Raw genomic sequence first — 17,037 nt, 5'->3', positions numbered from 1 at the left:
CGGGCGATGACATGGTCCGACCGCCGCCATCACGGCGGGAACACGGAAGTCCATGCGTTCGCTCAAGGTCCGGTTCGCCCTGTTGCTCGGCGGCACGGCGCTCATCGCGCTGATGGCCGCGGGCGGCGTGCTGTGGTCGACGCGGCTGTCCGAGCACGTCATCGAACGCACGCTCGCCGCCCAGCACCGGCTGGAGCTGATGGCCGAATTGTCGGGGCGGCTCGCGCAGTTCGGGCTCGCGGCGATCGAGAGCGTCAACAACCCCGAGGCCCCCCCCGAGGCCCTGTCGGTGACCCGCGGCCGGGTCGATCAGGCGCTGAACGCCGTCGATGATGCCCTCGGGCGAGGCCTCGGATCGAGCAGCGACCCGCAGGACCGCATCCAGTACCTCGCCCGCACACGGCCGCTCGCCAGCGTGCGCGCCGCCCGGGCGATGCTCGACCGGCAGGTGCGGATCGCGCAGCGCGAGAGCGAGCCGGAGCGGCGGCGCAACGCCATGCAGGGGGCGCTGAACGGCTTCGGGGCGATGACCGGCCCGCCGCTGTCGATGCTGATCGAGGCCGAGCGGCGCAGCATGCAGGTGGGCTCGGAGGACGCCCGCACCCTGTCGCAGCGGCTCACCGCCGCCTCGCTCGCCGCCATGGTGCTGGCGCTCGCCTTCGTCGGGCTGCTGTACCGCACGGTCACGCGGCCGACGCTGGCGCGCATCGCCGAAATCCGCCGCGCCGCGACGGCGGTCGGCAGCGGGGCCCTCGACACCCGCCTCTCGGTCGAGACCCGCGACGAACTCGGCGTGCTGGTGGCGAACTTCAACCGCATGGTGGCGCGGCTGTCTCGCCGCGAGGGCCGGCTTGCCGCCGACCGGGCCGCCCTGGAGGACACGGTGCAGGCCCGCACCGCCGACCTGCGTGCCGCAAACGAGCGGCTGGAGATGGTCGATCGCTCGCGCCGCCGCTTCTTCGCCGACGTGAGCCACGAATTGCGCACGCCGCTCACCGTCATCCTCGGCGAGTGCGACCTCGCCCAGCGCTCGATCGAGCGGGGGAGCCCGCGGCCCGCCGATTTCACCCCCGTCTTCGGCACGATCCGCAAGCGGGCGCAAAGGCTCAAGCGGCGGGTGGAGGATCTGCTGCGGGTCGCCCGCTCGGAATCCGGGCAGATCGAGCTCGACCGCCGCCCGGTCTCGGCGGTCGCCATCGCGAGCGACGCGGTCGACGGCCTCGCCTCGGAGGCCGCGCGGCGCCGGATCGAGCTGGTGCTGGAGCCCGGCGCCCGCGACCTCGAACTCTCCGCCGACCCCGAATGGCTGCGTCAGGTCATCGAGAGCCTGATCGACAACGCGTTCCGCCACGCCAGCGGGCTGACCCGCGTCGTCGTCTCGGTGGACGAGCGGTTCGACGGGGAAGGCGAGCGCGCGCTCATCGCCATCGAGGACGACGGGCCGGGCTTTCCCGAGGACGCCGAGGGACTGTTCGAGCGCTTCCGCCGCGACAACCATTCTGGGGAGCCGGGCTTCGGCATCGGTTTGGCCCTGGCGCGCTGGGTCGTTGAGCGTCATGATGGCCGGATCGGCCTCGGCAAGGCCGGGCCAGGACTCAAGTCGAATGCGGGCGCGCGGGTGGTCCTCGACCTGCCCGCGTTCGACCTGACGGCCGGGCCGGACGGATACGGGGCGGCACGGGAGAGGATCGACGCCGGATGACGACGCGCGTTCTGATCGTCGAGGACGACATCGACATCCGCGGCATGCTGGCCCGCGGCCTGGAGGCGGAGGGGTTCGACGTCGGCGTCGCCGGCCGCGTCGAGGACGCGCTCAGCGCCGCCCGCGACGCGGCCCCGGAGGCGGTGGTGCTCGACATCACCCTGCCCGACGGCTCGGGCCACGACGTCTGCCGCAGCTTGCGCGAGGGCGGCTATCCCGGCGCGATCCTGTTCCTGAGTGCCCGCGACGAGGTGCGCGACCGGGCCGAGGGGCTGGCGCTCGGAGCCGACGACTACATCGTCAAGCCGTTCGTGTTCGACGAGCTGCTCGCCCGCCTTCAGGTCCATCTGCTGCGCCGCCGCGAGGCCGACACGCCGCGCACGGTCTTCACCGCAGGCCGCCTGACGCTCGACCTGAACATCCGCCAAGTGAGCTTCGGCGAGGCCTCGGCCCGGCTGACGCCGCGGGAGGCGGAGCTGCTCGCCCTGCTGATGCAGGAGGTGAACCGCCCGATCTCGCGCGGCGAGATCTTCGATCGCCTCTGGGCGAGCCAGGGCGGGCTCTCGCTCAACGTGGTCGACGTCTATGTCGGCTACCTGCGCTCGAAGCTCTCGGACTTCGTGCGGCTGGGCGGCCCGGTCATCACCACCGTGCGCGGCAAGGGCTTCATGCTCGACCTGAGGGGGCAGGACTTCAAGCACTGACCGCTCCGACGGCCGTCATTCCGGGTTCCGCTGCGCGGCCCCGGAATGACGGCGGTGGTCCGTCGTAGGGGCGATCTGTCCCGCGCAGCCGGCCCCTCGCGCCCCGCGGCGGCCGGGGCTACATAGCCCGGAGTTCAGCCTTCTCCGGGAGACCCGACATGCCCTTCTCGCCGCTTCGGCCGGCCGGCCTTCTGTCCGTGCTGCTGCTCGCCGCCGGCCCGGCTGCGGCGCAGATGGCGCTGTCGCCGGAGAGGTCCTCCCCCGAGAAGACGGTGCCGCTCTCCAAGGGCGAGATCCAGCTCTCCTTCGCCCCCGTGGTGAAGCGGGCGGCGCCCTCCGTCGTCAACGTCTACGCCACCCATGTCGAGAAGCGCTCGGCCCGCTCCTCCGCCATGGACGAGTTCATGCGCCGCTTCTTCGGCGAGGACCGGCCCGGCGGCGGGCGCGCCCCCGGCGGGGCGCCGGGCGAGCGGGCCCAGCGCTCGCTGGGCTCGGGCGTGATCGTCGACGGCTCGGGCCTCGTCATCACCAACAACCACGTCATCGCCGAGATGAACGAGGTGAAGGTGTCGCTCGCCGACAAGCGCGAGTTCGAGGCGCAGATCGTGCTGCGCGATCCCCGCACGGATCTGGCCGTGCTGAAGATCAAGACGCCCAACGACATCGCGCCGATGCCGATCGGCGATTCCGACCATCTCGAGGTCGGCGACGTGGTGCTGGCGATCGGCAACCCCTTCGGCGTCGGCCAGACGGTGACGCAGGGCATCGTCTCGGCGCTGGCGCGCACGCAGGTCGGCTCGTCGGACTACCAGTTCTTCATCCAGACCGATGCGGCGATCAATCCGGGCAATTCGGGCGGCGCGCTGGTCGATCTCCAGGGCCGGCTGGTGGGCGTCAACACCGCGATCTACTCGCAGTCCGGCGGCAGCCACGGCATCGGCTTCGCCATCCCCGCCAGCATGATCCGCGCGGTGGTCGATGCGGCGAAGGGCGGCGGCAGCCTCGTGCGCCGGCCCTGGCTCGGCGCGCGGGTGCAGAGCGTGACCAACGACATCGCCGAGAGCGTCGGGCTCGACCGGCCGACCGGCGTGCTGGTGGCGAGCATGCAGGCCAAGAGCCCGGCGGAGGAGGCGGGGCTGAAGCGCGGCGACGTGATCCTCTCCATCGACGGGCAGAACGTCGACGACCCGGAGGCGTTCGGCTACCGCTTCGCCCTCAAGGGCATCTCCGGCACGACGCAGTTCGGCATCCTGCGCGGCACCCGGCGCCAGACGATTCCCGTCAAGCTCGGCCCCGCCCCCGAGACGCGCCCGCGCGACGCCCTCAAGATCCGCACCCGCACGCCGTTCGCGGGGGCGACGCTGGTGAACACCTCGCCCGCCGTCGGCGAGGAGCTGCAGGCGGACCTGCCCGAGGAGGGCGTGGCGGTGAGCGCCGTCGAGGACGGGTCGCTCGCCAACCGGGCCGGCTTCAAGAAGGGCGACGTGATCGTGGCGGTCAACGGCATCCCGGTCGCCTCGACCAAGGATCTCGACCGGCTGACCCAGCGCAGCTTCGGCCTGTGGGAGGTCTCGATCAACCGCGGCGGCGAGGTGCTGACCTCCGTGTTCGGGGGCTGAGCCCGCGCGGATGGAGACGACTCACGGGGCGGAGCACGTCCATGTCGGGCGGGACGGCTGGCTGTTCCTGACGGCAGGCAGCAACAACGTCGTCGGCCAGTTCAGCCGCTCGCGCCTGATGGCGCGGCGGGTGCGGGGCTGGCGGCGGCTGGTGGTCGCGCGGGTGCGCGGGTGCGAGCGGCTCGGGTGCCGGTATCTCCACGTGATCGTGCCGGAGAAGCTGACGGTCTACGACCACAAGCTCTCGGCGGGCCTGCGCGTGAAGGTGCGGCTCTCGCCGGCCCTGCGGCTGCGCCGGGCCCTGTTCTGGCACCGAAGCGCGCGGCGCGCCTGCCTCGACCTCGTCGGCGCCTTCCGGGCGGTGCGGGACGCGCGCGACCTCTATTTCCGCACCGACAGCCACTGGTCGTTCGCGGGCTGCGACACCGCCTACCGGCTGATCTGCGCGGCCTGCGGCGCGGTGCCGAAGGATCTGTCGGGCGAGCCGCAGGAATGGCGGCAAATGGCGGGCGACCTCGGCAGCAAGCTGACGCCCCCGCAATCGGAGCGCTGGCCGATCCGCGGCCTGCAGCGCGACGCCGTGCGGGTCCATGCGAGTCCGATCGTCGAGCTGCGCGAGCGCACGGGCCGCGCCGACAAGCTCCATGTCGGCGCCCACGTGATCTACCGCAACGACGCGGCCGGGACCGATCCGCGCCGGGTGGTGCTGTTCGGCGATTCCTACGCGCATTTCGCGCCGATCATGCTGACCGCGCTGATCGCCGAGACCTTCGCCGAGGTGCACTTCGTCTGGTCGTCCTCGCTCGATTGGGGGTATGTCGAGCGGGTCCGGCCCGACCTCGTGATCGGGCAGGTGGCCGAGCGGTTCATGTTCGAGTTGCCCGACGACCGCTTCGACCTGAAGGCCTACGCTGCCGAGCGGTTCGGGACCGAACTGGCGGAGGCGGAGGCGAAGTCCGCTCGGAAGCCGGGCAAGAATTCAGACAAGAGTCCAGGCAAGAAGCCGGGCAAGGCGGGAACGAGCGTCGCCGGGCCCTGACGCCCGGACGGGCGGAGCATCCGTCGCGGATGCCCCGCCCTGCTCTCCGAACGAAAGGCCTCCCAGGACCTTCGGATCGCGGCGGGGCCCCGTTGTACGGCTCTCTCGCAGCGACGGGCCCGGTACGGCGGCGCGCGGTGAAAAGTTTCGTTCAGCCTGTTTCGGGAATGTTGCGTCGGCCTCGTTCACGCGTCGTCGCCATGTGCGCTGGCGCAATGCGTCGGCAATGCGGACCGCCTAAGCCTCGGGACACACGAGAGCCGCCAAGGCTCCGGCCGGAGGGGTGGACATCATGCGGGACCTTTTGAAGATCGTGGCGGCCGGTGCGGTGCTGAGCGCCTACGCGGCCCTGGTTCCGTCGGTGGTCGAGGCGGTGCCCGCCCAGGGCGAGAAGACTTTCACCCATCGCCTGCCGCAGGCCGGCGGCGCCGGTCCGGTCAGCGCCCGCATCGAGACGGCGGCGGCCTCGTCGTTCGACGCCCGCCGGCCGCTCGTCCTCGGCATCCCGGCGGGCGGAGCCTCCCGTTGACCACCGCGGACGCGCCCCTTCTCGCCGCGGTGTTCGTCGCCGGCCTGGGTGCGGCCGTGATCCTCAACGCCGTGCTCGCCTGATCCCCTCCTCGGGATTCGCGGACGCCGCTTCGTTGCGGTTCATTCCGAGGGCGGTTTCGTCACCCCGTCGCGGACAGGGCGTGCACGTTGCCGCGCAGGCCGGCGCAGAGGTCGTCGACCTCCGCCAGATCGAGGGCATCGCCGCTGGTCGCCGCGATGGTGTCGATCAGGTCGTCCTTCCGGGGGTCGAACGGGTGACCCTGCATCCGGTAGAACTGATAATAGCGCAACGCCGCCAGGAGCGTGTCGCGCTCGCGGGCGGTCACGGTGAGGTTCTGCGTGGTCATGGGAGTCCCCTTGGCTTGCAACGAACGCTTGGGCGAGGCCGCGCGCGACTCGGCCAAGCTCGACCGTTGTAGCCCCGGACCGCCGGGCTCGTAAATGAATGGATGTTAAGGGAGGGGCCGCGGGGCCTGAGCCTCCGCGTACGGGTTGGTGGGCTGGATCGAACGCTGTGCCTGCCATTTCGACCCCTGAACCTCCGTCATTCCGGGGCGCCGACAAGCGAACCCGGACCCGGAGGCATGCAATCCACGACGGGCCACGACGCCGTGTGATGCCGCGCCTCACGGGTGGGATCCGGGTTCCGCGACGCGGCTCCGGATTGACGGTCGTGGTCGAGCGGAGGTCGATCGGGATCGCGTGACGTGAGCGCGGCCCCCCCTCGGGATCAGGGAGGCCCCCTGTCCGCTCCGGCCCGTTCCTCCGCCGCCGCGCCGAGGAGGCCGTAATAGTCCTCCAGAATCCGCGGGTAGGCGGCCGGGCGGAAGGCCGGTTGCGCGGCACGCAACGCCTCGAGCGGCAGCGCCAGCAAGGCCGCGTTGAGCGCTTGCGGATTGCCGACCAGCATCGGATCGAGGCGAACACCCTGGCCGAGTTCCGCCAGCCGCTCGGCTTGCGCGCCGAGATCGAACACCGCCGGGGGCACGCGAGCGGCCAGCGCCAGCGAGAGCGTGTAGCAGTAGGTCTCCGGCCAGATCGAGGGCAGCAGGATCAGGTCGGGATCGAGCCGGGCGATCTCGGCGAGCGCCGCCGCGTCGCTGCCGTAGCGGCCGGTCTCGCGCACGCCGACCGCCTCCATCGCCTTGATGGCGTAGCTGTGTCCGATGATCGTGTAGTGAATCGGCAGGCCCCGCAACTGCGCGTCGAGGGCGAGGTCGTGGACGACGTCGAAGCCCTTGTGGACGCCGATCGAGCCGATCACCGCCACCCGCAGGGGCCCGTCACGGCGCGTCTCCGAGCGCGGCGGCGCCTCGGGCAGCGCCTCCTCGTGCGGGCGCAGCGCGATGCCTTCGAGCCCGAGCGCCCCCTCGATGCGCGCGGCGAGATCGCGCGAGGGCGCGAAGACGCGCCGCGCGCCTCCCAGAAAATCGGCGAAGGCGCGGCGGCGCTCGTCGGGATCGGGCGGTGGGCTCTCGGGATCGTCGTCGAGGCGGATGCAGTCGCGGCAGATCGACGGCGCGGGCAGCCCGCAATAGACACCCTCCGGCCGCACGAGGTGGTTGCGATGGCAGACGGCCGAATAGTCGTGCAGCGTCGCGTCGTAGTCCGTCGGCAGGCCCCGGATCAGCCCCATCAGAGCGAGCGTCGAGGGCCAGTCGAGCCCGGCGAGCGAGTGGACGTGGACGAGGGCCGGATCGAGCCAGCCGATCAGCTCGGCGACGAAGTCGATCTCGTGGGGAATCGAGACCGGCTCCAGAACCGAGGCCGGGAAGTCGATGCGGCTCGCCTCCGGCAGATCGGCCCGCACGCCGGTGAGGCCGTCGGTGCGCAGGTAGACGGCGTCGAGCCCGGCCTGCGCCAGCCGCGCGCTCATTGCCTCGACATGGGTCTCGATGCCGCCGCCGAAATCGTGGGTGACGATGAGCGCGACGCGTCGGCCGGGCACCGCCGTGGCGCGCCGAGCGAAGCGGTAATGGTCGAGGCGGCGCCGCGCGAAGCGGGCCGGATCGACCTGGATATGGGTCTCGATCCGCCGCTGGTAGTCGGCGTGCTTGGTCAGCACCGTGCGGAAGATGTCGGCGCCCTTGGTGGCGATGAGCGCCCCGAACGAGACCGAGCCGGAGTGGAACACGAACACGTCGTGGGCGAGCACGTTGGAGAAGCCGGCCTTGAGCGCCCGCATGCAGAAGTCGTTCTCCTCGCCGTAGCCGCGCCCGAAGGTCTCGGCGTCGAGGGGGCCGACCGCGTCGATCACGGCCCGGCGCATGTAGAAGCAGAAGCCGACCCCCGTCGGCACGGGCGAACGCGTTCGGGCGTTGCAGACACGCGCGAAGGTGTCGATCTCGGCCGGGCCGACCTCCAGCTGCGTCTGGTTGTCGATGCAGAAGACCGGATAGCTGCAGATCGTGGCGTTGTTGGAGAACGGCGTCACCGTGGCGATGCTCGGGTCGTTCCCGGCATGCCAGAGCAGGCGGTCGAGCCAGTCGCCGAAGACGACGATGTCGGCATTCAGCAGCACCACGTCCCGCCCCGCGGCCAGTTCCAGGCCGCGGTTGCAGGTGCGCACGAAGCCGAGGTTCTCGGCATTTTTTTCGAGGACGAACAGGCCGCGTCCGGCGAGGTCCGCTAGCGCCGTCGAGAGCGCCGGCTCGGGGCTGCAATCGTCGATCACGACGAGCGCGAACGGCGTCGCCTGGGCGGCGCTCAGCACCGAGTGGATGGCCCGCAGGGTGTCGTCGATCCCCTTGTAGACCGGCATGATCAGGACAACCCGCGCCCCGTCGAGAGCGGCCGCGGACCGCACCTGCCCCCACTCCGCCTCGCTCGGCGCGACCTGCGCCGGCCAGGGCCCGCGGCCGTAGGCGTTCGGCTTGAAGCCGCGCCCCCGCCCCACCGCGAGGTAGTGGAAGAACGGGTTCACGCCGGGAGCGATCTCGCGGCGGTACTGCGAGCGGTAGAAGCGCAGGGAAAAGTGCGGGTTCGGATCGCGATCCTCGCGCACCCCGAAATCGAGGAAGTGGCGGATCGGATCGACGCCGGAATGGCGGATGTCGGCGTTGCGGTCGAGGTAATACGCCTTGTCGAACTCGGCGGCGACGGCCTCGTAGATCTGCGCGTCGGTGGCATCCGCCGGATCGGGCGGGAGCCGGGCCGCCTCCCCCGTGGCCCGCCGCTCGGGCAGGTCCGCTTGCCCCGGGTTCAGCCGCCGGGTCGAGACGAAATGGTAGAACGGGCTGACGTCGAGGCGCCGCACATGGGCGTGGGCCTGCAGGTAGGCGGTGCCGTCGAACGCGTCGTTGGGATTGAGCCCGCGCCGCCAGCCCTTCGCGAGGTAATGGGTGAGCGGGTCCTCCCCCCCCTCTTCCAGACCGGCGACGCGGGCGTAGAAGCGGGCGTCGAAATAGGGCGCGATCACCTCGGCCTGGATCGCGCAGAAGTCCGGCCCCGGCCGGGTCGGTACCCGCAGCCGCTCAGGCGGAGAGAGCCGTGCGTAGTGGAGCAGCGGGTTCTGCGGCACGCCGCCATCCAAGTGGCGGTCGGCGTAGTAGAGCGTCGCGAACACGGCCGAGGGGTTGCGGCCCTCGCGCCAGCCGTGATCGAGGTAGTGCAGGAGCGGGTCCATCCCGCCCGCGGCCACGTCGGGATATTCCGCGCGGTAGAAGTCCGCGTCGAAGAAGGGTCGCGCCCAAGCGGCGTCGCGGCGTTTCGGCCGAAGCAGCCTCGGCAGCTTGATCACGACTGGTCCTTCGTCACGGCGAGGGGAACGCGCCCGGTCCCTACACCGTCGATGCCGGAGCCGGGGAGCGAAAAAATGGCCGCGCGCATGGCGGCCTGCGCGACGGCGGGTGCATCCGCCCCATGCCGATTGCCGTCGAACCCCTTCCCCCGCCGCCGGGTTCGGCCTTAATGCTCGCTGCCGCCGACCCGTGCGGTCGGTGGATGCGGCATCGCCCCGGGAGGGCACGATTTCCGACGGTCTCTGGTCTTCGGCGCTCGGCCTCCTGGCCGTCGTCGCCCTCGTCCTCGCCAACGGCTTCTTCGTCGCGGCGGAATTCTCCCTCGTGGCGGTGCGGCGCAGCCGGATCGCCGAACTCGTCAACGAGGGGCGGCTGAACGCCAGGGCGCTCCAGCGCGCCACCGACCGGCTCGACGCGCATCTCGCCGCGACCCAACTCGGCATCACCCTCTCGTCGCTGGCGCTCGGCTGGGTCGGCGAGCCGGCGCTCGCCCACCTGATCGAGCCGGCCTTCGCGTGGCTGCCGCCGATGGCGGCGGGCGTCACCACGCATACGCTCGCCGTCGTGCTGGCGTTCGCGATCATCACCACCCTGCACATCGTGCTGGGCGAGCTGGCGCCCAAAAGCCTCGCGCTCCAGCGCAGCGAGCGCACGGCGCTCGTCATTGTGCGCCCGCTCGGCATCTTTCTGCTGATCTTCGGCCCGGCGATCCACTTCCTCAACGGGCTCGGCAACGGCGTGCTGCGGCTGCTCGGCCTGCGCCCCGGCGAGGGCGACGGCCACCTGCCGTCCCCGGCGGAACTCAGCCTGCTCGTCACCGCGAGCCACGAGGCCGGCCTGCTGCACGAGGCGCAGGAGGACGCGGTGGCCCGCATCCTCGCCATCGGCGAGCGGCGCATCCGCGAGATCATGACGCCGCGCAACGAGGTCGACTGGGTCGATCTCGGCGATTCCCAGGAGGAGCGGATCGAGGCGGTGCGCGCCTGCCGCCACGAGCAGATCGTGGTGAGCCGCGGCCAGATCGACGACGTGGTCGGCGTGCTGCGCAAGCAGGACCTGCTCGACCAGTTCCTCGACGGCAAGCCGCTGGACGTGAAGGCCGCGACCCGCGAGCCGATCGTGGTCCACGAGGGGCTGGCGATCCTGAAGGTGCTGGAGATGTTCCAGACCAAGCCGGTGCGCATGGCGATCGTGGTGGACGAGTACGGCAGCCTGGAGGGCATCGTCACCCAGACCGACCTCCTGGAGGCCATGGCCGGCGAGATCCCCGAGCCCGGCGAGGAGAAGATGGTGGTCGAGCGCGAGGACGGCTCGCTCCTCATCGACGGCATGATGCCGGCGGCCGACGCCTTCGACCGCCTGGGCTTCACCGAGAAGCCGCGCTCGGACGATTTTTCCACCTTCGCCGGCTTCTTCATCGTCCAGCTCGGCCGCATCCCGACCGAGGGCGATTCCATCGAGGCGCAGGGCTGGCGCATCGAGGTGGTCGACATGGACGGGCGGCGGATCGACAAGGTGCTGGCGCAGAAGGTGGCGGAAGCGTAGCCGGACGGGTTCTCTCACCCACCCCCCTCATCCTGAGATGCCGCCAAGCGCTGAACGCGAAGCCGAACCCCGCATCTCGCGAATGTGGCCAAGCGCAACCGTTCGGCCACAGTTGCAATCAGGGCGGCATGGTACGAGGGCGCGTTCGCCCTCGTCAGGTTCTCGCCCGTGCTCCGAAAACCACTCCTCCTCGGCGTCGCCGCCTTCCTCGGCGGCTGCGCCTCGACGCCGCTCGCGCCCCTCACGGTCGAGCAGTCGAAGTTCCGGGATCAGGAATTGAGGCTGATGTTCGCCAAGCTGATCGCGACGAGCAACGGTTTCGGCGCGGACAACTGGCTTGTCGGCAAGCGATCCTACAGCAACGCCCAGATCACGATTCCGGAGAGGGATAAAGGGAGCGACATCATCTGCGCGAAAGTGACGGTCAAGAATGACGTGACGGGCGTGCGCGACCTCGACATTTCGGCACAGCTGATCGAGGGACCGCGGGGCATGTCGATGAGAATGAGCAACTACGCGGACATGTTCGGATCGCGATGCAAGACGCCGTTCACGCCGTTCCCGGAGTTGGAACTGCTGTCGTCGAAATAGCCGCGCGACCGCCCGGCTCGGGTCGAGACGGCCGAGGAACGAGACTTGCGGGTCAGGCTCATCTCCGTCAGCCTGCCGACGGAACCGGCCAGAGGCCGAATGCAAACTTCCGTCGCCGGGGCACGATGGACATCCAGAATATCTTCGTGCTGACAGGCGCCGGCATCTCCGCCGAGAGCGGGCTCGGCACGTTTCGCGACCGCGGCGGGGTGTGGAGCCGGTTCGATCCGATGAAGCTCGCCACACCCGAGGCCTTCGCCGCCGATCCGGTGGTGGTTCACGACTTCTATAACATGCGCCGCCGCGACGCGATGAAGGCCGAGCCCAACCCCGCCCACGCCGCCCTCGCACGGCTGGAAGCGGAGCTGACGGCGCGTGGCGGCCGGCTGTTTCTGTGCACGCAGAACGTCGATGACCTGCACGAGCGGGCGGGCTCGCGCGAGGTCGTCCACATCCACGGCGAGTTGCTGAAGGCACGCTGCACGGCCTGCGGGGCGGTTCAGGCGTGGCGGGAGGACCTGTCGGTCGAGACGCCCTGCCCGAGTTGCGGAACGCGCGGCTCGATGCGCCCGGACGTGGTGTGGTTCGGCGAGATGCCCAAGCACCTCGACGCGATCGAGGACGCGCTGCTCAAGTCCGACCTGTTCGTGGCGATCGGCACCTCGGGGGCGGTCTATCCGGCGGCGGGCTACGCCGCGCAGGCGCGGGAATTCGCCATCCCGACACTGGCGCTGAACCTCGAGGCCGCCGACAATGCCGGAATGTTCGCCAAGACCCGCCTCGGGCCGGCGAGCGAGACCGTGCCGGCCTTCCTCGCCGACATCCTGGCCGGCGGCGACGGGGCGGGCTGAATCGTTAGCCCTGCGGGGATGGGCCTGCGCCGCCGATCCGATCGATTCCTGTGCCGCATCGGCTTCTTCTGACAAGCCGGCATCCACCTTTCGGGCCGATGCTCTAGTTCCCTCGAAACGTCGCCGCACGGGAAGCAGGGACGGCGGGCGGGGCAAGGCTCCAACCGTCGCCGTGGCCTGCCTCTTGCTCCGGTCCGACGGCAGATGATGGGAGGGGTGGCGCGGATGGCGCACACGGCGTTCGACGAGATGAACGGGGGCGGGGCCGGCCAGGCCGATCCGGCCGTCGTGCGGCAGGCCTACGACATCCTGAAAAGCTGGCTCGACAAGACCTCCCCGGAGCATTTCAACACCCGCCGCAGCCAGGCCGAGATGTTGTTTCGGCGCATCGGCATCACCTTCGCGGTCTACGGCGCCAACGAATCGACCGAGCGGCTGATCCCGTTCGACATCATTCCCCGGGTGCTGACGAAGCCCGAGTGGGATTTCCTGGAGCGCGGGCTCAAGCAGCGGGTCACCGCGCTCAACGCCTTCATCAACGACATCTACGGCGCCGAGGAATGCATCAAGGCCGGGGTCATTCCGCCCGACCTCGTCTACCGCAATCCGCATTACCGCATGGAGATGCGCGCCTTCGACGTGCCGCACGACCTCTACGTCCACATCGCCGGCATCGACATCGTGAGGACCGGCGAGAACGACTTCTTCGTCCTCGAAGACAACGCCCGCACGCCCTCCGGCGTCTCCTACATGCTGGAGAACCGCGAGGTGATGATGCGGCTCTTCCCCGAGCTGTTCTCGCGCCACCGCGTCGCGCCGGTCGAGAACTATCCGGACGCCCTGCTGGCGACCCTGCGCAGCCTCGCGCCGCAATCGGCCACGCGCGATCCCACCGTCGTGCTGCTGACGCCGGGGCGCTACAACTCGGCCTTCTACGAGCACTCGTTCCTGGCCGACAAGCTCGGCGTCGAGCTGGTGGAGGCGGGCGACCTCTTCACCAAGGACGACGTCGTCTACATGCGCACCACCGAAGGCCCGCGCCGGGTCGACGTGATCTACCGCCGCCTCGACGACGACTTCTTGGATCCGCTGGTGTTCCGGCCCGATTCCGTGCTCGGCGTTCCGGGACTGATGAACGCCTACGAGCGCGGGAACGTGACGCTGTCGAATGCCGTCGGCACCGGCATCTCCGACGACAAGGCCGTCTACAGCTACATGCCGGAAATCGTGAAATTCTTCACCGGCGAGGAGCCGATCCTGCACAACGTGCCGACCCATCGCTGCCGCGAGCGGGAGGCGTTCTCCTACGTGATGGACAATCTGAAGGACCTCGTGGTGAAGGAGGTCAACGGCTCGGGCGGCTACGGCATGCTGGTGGGGCCGCACGCGACCAAGCGCGAGATCGACGAGTTCGCCAAGAAGCTCCGGCACGCGCCCGACAACTTCATCGCCCAGCCGACGCTCTCGCTCTCGACCTGCCCGACCTTCGTGGCCTCGGGCGTCGCCCCGCGCCACGTCGACCTGCGCCCGTTCGTGCTGGCGGGCGCCGACGAGATCCGCATCGTGCCGGGCGGGCTGACCCGCGTCGCCCTGAAGGAGGGCTCGCTCGTGGTCAATTCGAGCCAGGGCGGCGGCACCAAGGACACCTGGGTGCTGGATGCTTGAGCATCCCGACCACCCGCTGAGCATCCTTTTCGCGGGGCGCTCCCGGTCTCTGCCTCGAAACGAGGCATCTGCCGCGCCCAACGCCACCGTGCCTGCGAGCTGACCCCATGCTGTCCCGGACCGCCGACAACCTCTACTGGCTCTCGCGCTACGCCGAGCGGGCCGACTTCCTCGCCCGCATCCTCGACGCGGCTCATCGGCTGGCGGCGCTGCCGTCGAGCTATGGCGGGCGCGAGTCGAACGAGTGGGCCTCGGCCCTCTCGTCGGCGGGCGACCCGGAGCTGTTCCGCACGCTCTACGACACGATCAACGAGCACACGGTCTGCAACTTCCTCGCCTTCTCCCCACACAACCCGTCCTCGATCCGCTCCTGCATCGCCACCGCCCGCGAGAACGCCCGCTCGATCCGCACGGCGCTCACCACCGAGATGTGGGACACGATCAACGGCGCGTGGCTGGAGCTGCGCTCCTACGAGGGCCGCGACCTCAGCCGGGAAGAGTTCACGCAGTTCCTCGACTGGGTGAAGCGCGTCTCGCTCACCTTCGACGGCTCGGCCTACCGGACGATGCTGCGGAACGACGCCTACTGGTTCACGCGGGCCGGCACGGCCATCGAGCGGGCCGACAACACCGCCCGCATCCTCGACGTGAAGTACCAGATCCTACTGCCGGCCTCCGAACGGGTCGGCGGCTCGCTCGACTACTTCCAGTGGACCACGATCCTGCGCGAGGTCTCGGCCTTCAATGCCTATCACTGGGTCTACCGCGAGAGCATCAAGCCGCTGCTGGTGGCCGACCTCCTGATCCTCAACCCCGAGATGCCGCGCTCGCTGGCGAGTTGCTACCGCATGCTGGTCGAGCATCTCGACCTCATCGCCGATTCCTACGGCCGCCGCGGCGAGAGCCAGCGGCTCGCCAGCAAGATGCGGGCGAAGCTCGGCAGCGCCGACATCGAGCGCGTCTTCGCCTCGGGCCTGCACGAGTTCATCCAGGGCTTCATCGGCGAGAACAATGCGCTCGGGGCGGCGATCAGCGAGCAGTATCTGGTTTGACGTAGACGACTCTCCGGGGCGACCGAATGAGGCACCTCTCCTCCCCCTTGCGGGGAGGAGGTCGGAGGTGGGGGTGGTTCAGAAGGCACCGTGACGCCCCATCCTGAGCGACCCCCACCCCTAACCCCTCCCCGCAAGGGGGAGGGAAACGCGTGCATGAGCCGGTGCCGATAACTGCGCCACCGCCGCACCTATAATGCTCCCTCGCAATCCCCCACCCGCGCCGTAAATCGCAACAGAACGTCGCTCCGCGACAACTCCCATCGTGACAACCGATCACACTGCGCAGGGCCGCAGTCCTGCCTCGCGTGGGCTGCACGTCTCATGAAGGAAAATGCGGAGCCTCGCGCCGCGGGAGGCGGACGACCGCCGGACCCCGCGCCCGCCACGGACCGCCACGGAGAGCCCGAGGGATGCTGTCGCAGCACGTCGAATCCGACCGGGAGTGGAAGCCGTCCGACTGCACCGTCACCGAGCCGGCGACGGTCAAGCGGGCGATCTCGGCGGCCTCCGTCGGCAACGTCGCCGAGTGGTACGATTTCGGCGTCTACGCCTTCTTCGAGCCGGTGATCCAGAAGGTGTTCTTCTCCAACCTCTCCCATCCGATGGGCGAGATCGCGACCTTCGGCCTGTTCGCGGTGGCGTTCCTGATCCGGCCGCTCGGCGGGGCCTTCTTCGGGCCGCTGGCCGACCGGATCGGCCGCAACAAGGTGCTCGCCGCCACCATGATCCTGATGGCGGTCGGCACCTTCGCCATCGGCTGCATCCCGAGCCAGGAGAGCATCGGCATCCTGGCCCCGCTCCTGCTGCTGGCCGCCCGCCTCGTGCAAGGCTTCTCCACCGGCGGCGAGTACGGCAGCGCCATGACCTTCATCGCCGAGTACGCCCCGGACCGGAAGCGCGGCTTCCTCGGCAGCTGGCTCGAATTCGGCACCTTCACCGGCTACCTGCTCGGCGCCATCGTGGTGACGACCGCGCATGTCGCGCTGACCGAGGAGCAACTGCTCGACTGGGGCTGGCGCCTGCCGTTCTTCCTCGCCCTGCCGCTGGGCCTGATCGGCCTGTATCTGCGCTCGCAACTTGCCGAGACGCCCGCCTTCGCCGCCCTCGAAAGACAGGCGGAGGAGCGCGAGAAGACCCAGCGCGCGACCCAGACCTACCGGGACGTCCTCGTGCTGTGGCCCTACGCGCTGGTCTGCATGGGGCTGGTGCTGGCCTGGAACGTGCCGAACTACATGCTGACCGCCTACATGCCGACCTACGTCACCCAGACCCTGCCGACGATGCAGGGCTCCGGCGGCATGTCGGCCACCGCCTCGCAGATCCTCCAGATCGTCGTGATGGTGATCGCACTGCTCGCGATCCCGCTGATCGGGCGCCTGTCCGACCGGTTCGGCCGCAAGCCCTTCGCGCTCGCCGGCGCGGTCGGCCTCGTGGTGCTGGCGCTGCCGATGATCCTGCTGATCCGCAGCCAGAACCAGGCGGCCGTCTTCCTCGGCCTGCTGATGATGGGCCTGCTGCTGATCTGCTTTTCCGCCACCATGCCCTCGACCCTGCCGGCCCTGTTCCCGACCAACATCCGGGCGACCGGGCTGTCGATCGCCTTCAACGTCTCGGTCTCGCTGTTTGCCGGCACGACCTCGCTGGTGGTCGGCTCGCTCGTGGCCTTCACCGGCGACCTCAACTGGCCGGCCTATTACCTGATGATCGCAGGCGCGATCGGCACCGCCTCGATCCTCGCCATCCGCGAGCCGAACGGCGCCTGCATGTGGGGCTCAGCCCCGGCCGCCGCGAGCGAGGCGGAGGCGCGCGACCTCGTGGCGCGCTCCAACGCGGCCTCCGCGGGGGGAACGCCTGTTTCGCTCACGCCGATGCCGCGGCAGGTGGCGTGAGGCGGGCATAAGCTCCGTCCTGCCAACGCTTTGGGCATGCACGGTGATTCCCAAATCGCGTGTCGCGCCCTAGCTTGCCCGCAAG

The 17,037-nt window shown here is 70.0% G+C and carries 13 protein-coding genes; 11 read left to right on the top strand and 2 right to left on the bottom strand.

Going from position 1 to position 17,037, the window contains the following annotated elements; all coding sequences use genetic code 11:
* Positions 1 to 52 precede the first annotated feature (52 nt).
* From HNR00_RS08705 to HNR00_RS08685, 5 genes are all read left to right on the top strand, one after another.
* A complete protein-coding gene (locus HNR00_RS08705) occupies positions 53 to 1,702 on the top strand; it encodes a sensor histidine kinase (RefSeq protein ID WP_183567972.1) in 1,650 nt (549 codons plus the stop codon).
* Positions 1,699 to 2,406: a response regulator transcription factor gene (locus HNR00_RS08700; RefSeq protein ID WP_183567969.1), complete on the top strand. Its 708-nt coding sequence runs from the start codon at positions 1,699 to 1,701 to the stop codon at positions 2,404 to 2,406. The genes HNR00_RS08705 and HNR00_RS08700 overlap by 4 nt, the downstream gene beginning before the upstream one ends.
* Positions 2,407 to 2,564: 158 nt before the next feature.
* Entirely contained in the window at positions 2,565 to 4,025 is a 1,461-nt protein-coding gene (locus HNR00_RS08695; protein ID WP_183567966.1) for a Do family serine endopeptidase, read from the top strand.
* Positions 4,026 to 4,035: 10 nt separating this feature from the next.
* Complete coding sequence (locus tag HNR00_RS08690) at positions 4,036 to 5,064, top strand: alginate O-acetyltransferase AlgX-related protein (RefSeq protein ID WP_183567963.1); 1,029 nt, start codon at positions 4,036 to 4,038, stop codon at positions 5,062 to 5,064.
* A 292-nt stretch (positions 5,065 to 5,356) separates the two neighbouring features.
* Complete coding sequence (locus tag HNR00_RS08685; RefSeq protein ID WP_183567960.1) at positions 5,357 to 5,593, top strand: hypothetical protein; 237 nt, start codon at positions 5,357 to 5,359, stop codon at positions 5,591 to 5,593.
* A gap of 142 nt (positions 5,594 to 5,735) precedes the next feature.
* Here HNR00_RS08685 and HNR00_RS08680 read toward each other — a convergent pair whose 3' ends face one another.
* On the bottom strand, positions 5,736 to 5,963 hold the full coding sequence (locus HNR00_RS08680) for a hypothetical protein (protein WP_183567957.1): 228 nt from the start codon (positions 5,961 to 5,963) through the stop codon (positions 5,736 to 5,738).
* Positions 5,964 to 6,346: 383 nt separating this feature from the next.
* The gene (locus tag HNR00_RS08675) at positions 6,347 to 9,355 is read right to left on the bottom strand and encodes a glycosyltransferase (protein WP_183567954.1); all 3,009 of its coding nucleotides are present in this window, start codon (positions 9,353 to 9,355) and stop codon (positions 6,347 to 6,349) included.
* Positions 9,356 to 9,584: 229 nt separating this feature from the next.
* Between HNR00_RS08675 and HNR00_RS08670 the strand changes: the two genes are divergently transcribed.
* The 6 genes from HNR00_RS08670 (at position 9,585) to HNR00_RS08645 (ending at position 16,952) form a co-directional block, all read left to right on the top strand.
* Positions 9,585 to 10,901 carry a hemolysin family protein gene (locus HNR00_RS08670; RefSeq protein ID WP_183568248.1) on the top strand — a complete coding sequence of 439 codons (1,317 nt, stop codon included), beginning with the start codon at positions 9,585 to 9,587 and terminating at the stop codon, positions 10,899 to 10,901.
* Positions 10,902 to 10,985: 84 nt separating this feature from the next.
* Positions 10,986 to 11,492, top strand: a complete 507-nt coding sequence (locus HNR00_RS08665) for a hypothetical protein (protein ID WP_183567951.1) — start codon at positions 10,986 to 10,988, stop codon at positions 11,490 to 11,492.
* Between the two features lie 125 nt (positions 11,493 to 11,617).
* Positions 11,618 to 12,343, top strand: a complete 726-nt coding sequence (locus tag HNR00_RS08660) for an SIR2 family NAD-dependent protein deacylase (RefSeq protein WP_183567948.1) — start codon at positions 11,618 to 11,620, stop codon at positions 12,341 to 12,343.
* Between the two features lie 225 nt (positions 12,344 to 12,568).
* Complete coding sequence (locus tag HNR00_RS08655) at positions 12,569 to 14,008, top strand: circularly permuted type 2 ATP-grasp protein (protein WP_183567945.1); 1,440 nt, start codon at positions 12,569 to 12,571, stop codon at positions 14,006 to 14,008.
* Between the two features lie 107 nt (positions 14,009 to 14,115).
* Positions 14,116 to 15,060, top strand: coding sequence for an alpha-E domain-containing protein (locus HNR00_RS08650; protein WP_183567942.1), 945 nt, complete (start codon positions 14,116 to 14,118; stop codon positions 15,058 to 15,060).
* A 413-nt stretch (positions 15,061 to 15,473) separates the two neighbouring features.
* The gene (locus tag HNR00_RS08645; protein ID WP_183567939.1) at positions 15,474 to 16,952 is read left to right on the top strand and encodes an MFS transporter; all 1,479 of its coding nucleotides are present in this window, start codon (positions 15,474 to 15,476) and stop codon (positions 16,950 to 16,952) included.
* Positions 16,953 to 17,037 lie beyond the last annotated feature (85 nt).

It is taken from the genome of Methylorubrum rhodinum, from assembly GCF_014199935.1.
Lineage (GTDB): Bacteria > Pseudomonadota > Alphaproteobacteria > Rhizobiales > Beijerinckiaceae > Methylobacterium > Methylobacterium rhodinum.
This window is presented reverse-complemented; position numbering and strand designations above follow the sequence as displayed.

Coding starts and splice junctions, on each gene's coding strand:
- HNR00_RS08650 (WP_183567942.1), top strand. CDS start 14,116: ATGCTGTCCCGGACCGCCGACAACCTCTACTGGCTCTCGCGCTACGCC.
- HNR00_RS08695 (WP_183567966.1), top strand. CDS start 2,565: ATGCCCTTCTCGCCGCTTCGGCCGGCCGGCCTTCTGTCCGTGCTGCTG.
- HNR00_RS08655 (WP_183567945.1), top strand. CDS start 12,569: ATGGCGCACACGGCGTTCGACGAGATGAACGGGGGCGGGGCCGGCCAG.
- HNR00_RS08645 (WP_183567939.1), top strand. CDS start 15,474: ATGCTGTCGCAGCACGTCGAATCCGACCGGGAGTGGAAGCCGTCCGAC.
- HNR00_RS08705 (WP_183567972.1), top strand. CDS start 53: ATGCGTTCGCTCAAGGTCCGGTTCGCCCTGTTGCTCGGCGGCACGGCG.
- HNR00_RS08660 (WP_183567948.1), top strand. CDS start 11,618: ATGGACATCCAGAATATCTTCGTGCTGACAGGCGCCGGCATCTCCGCC.
- HNR00_RS08690 (WP_183567963.1), top strand. CDS start 4,036: ATGGAGACGACTCACGGGGCGGAGCACGTCCATGTCGGGCGGGACGGC.
- HNR00_RS08680 (WP_183567957.1), bottom strand. CDS start 5,963: ATGACCACGCAGAACCTCACCGTGACCGCCCGCGAGCGCGACACGCTC.
- HNR00_RS08700 (WP_183567969.1), top strand. CDS start 1,699: ATGACGACGCGCGTTCTGATCGTCGAGGACGACATCGACATCCGCGGC.
- HNR00_RS08685 (WP_183567960.1), top strand. CDS start 5,357: ATGCGGGACCTTTTGAAGATCGTGGCGGCCGGTGCGGTGCTGAGCGCC.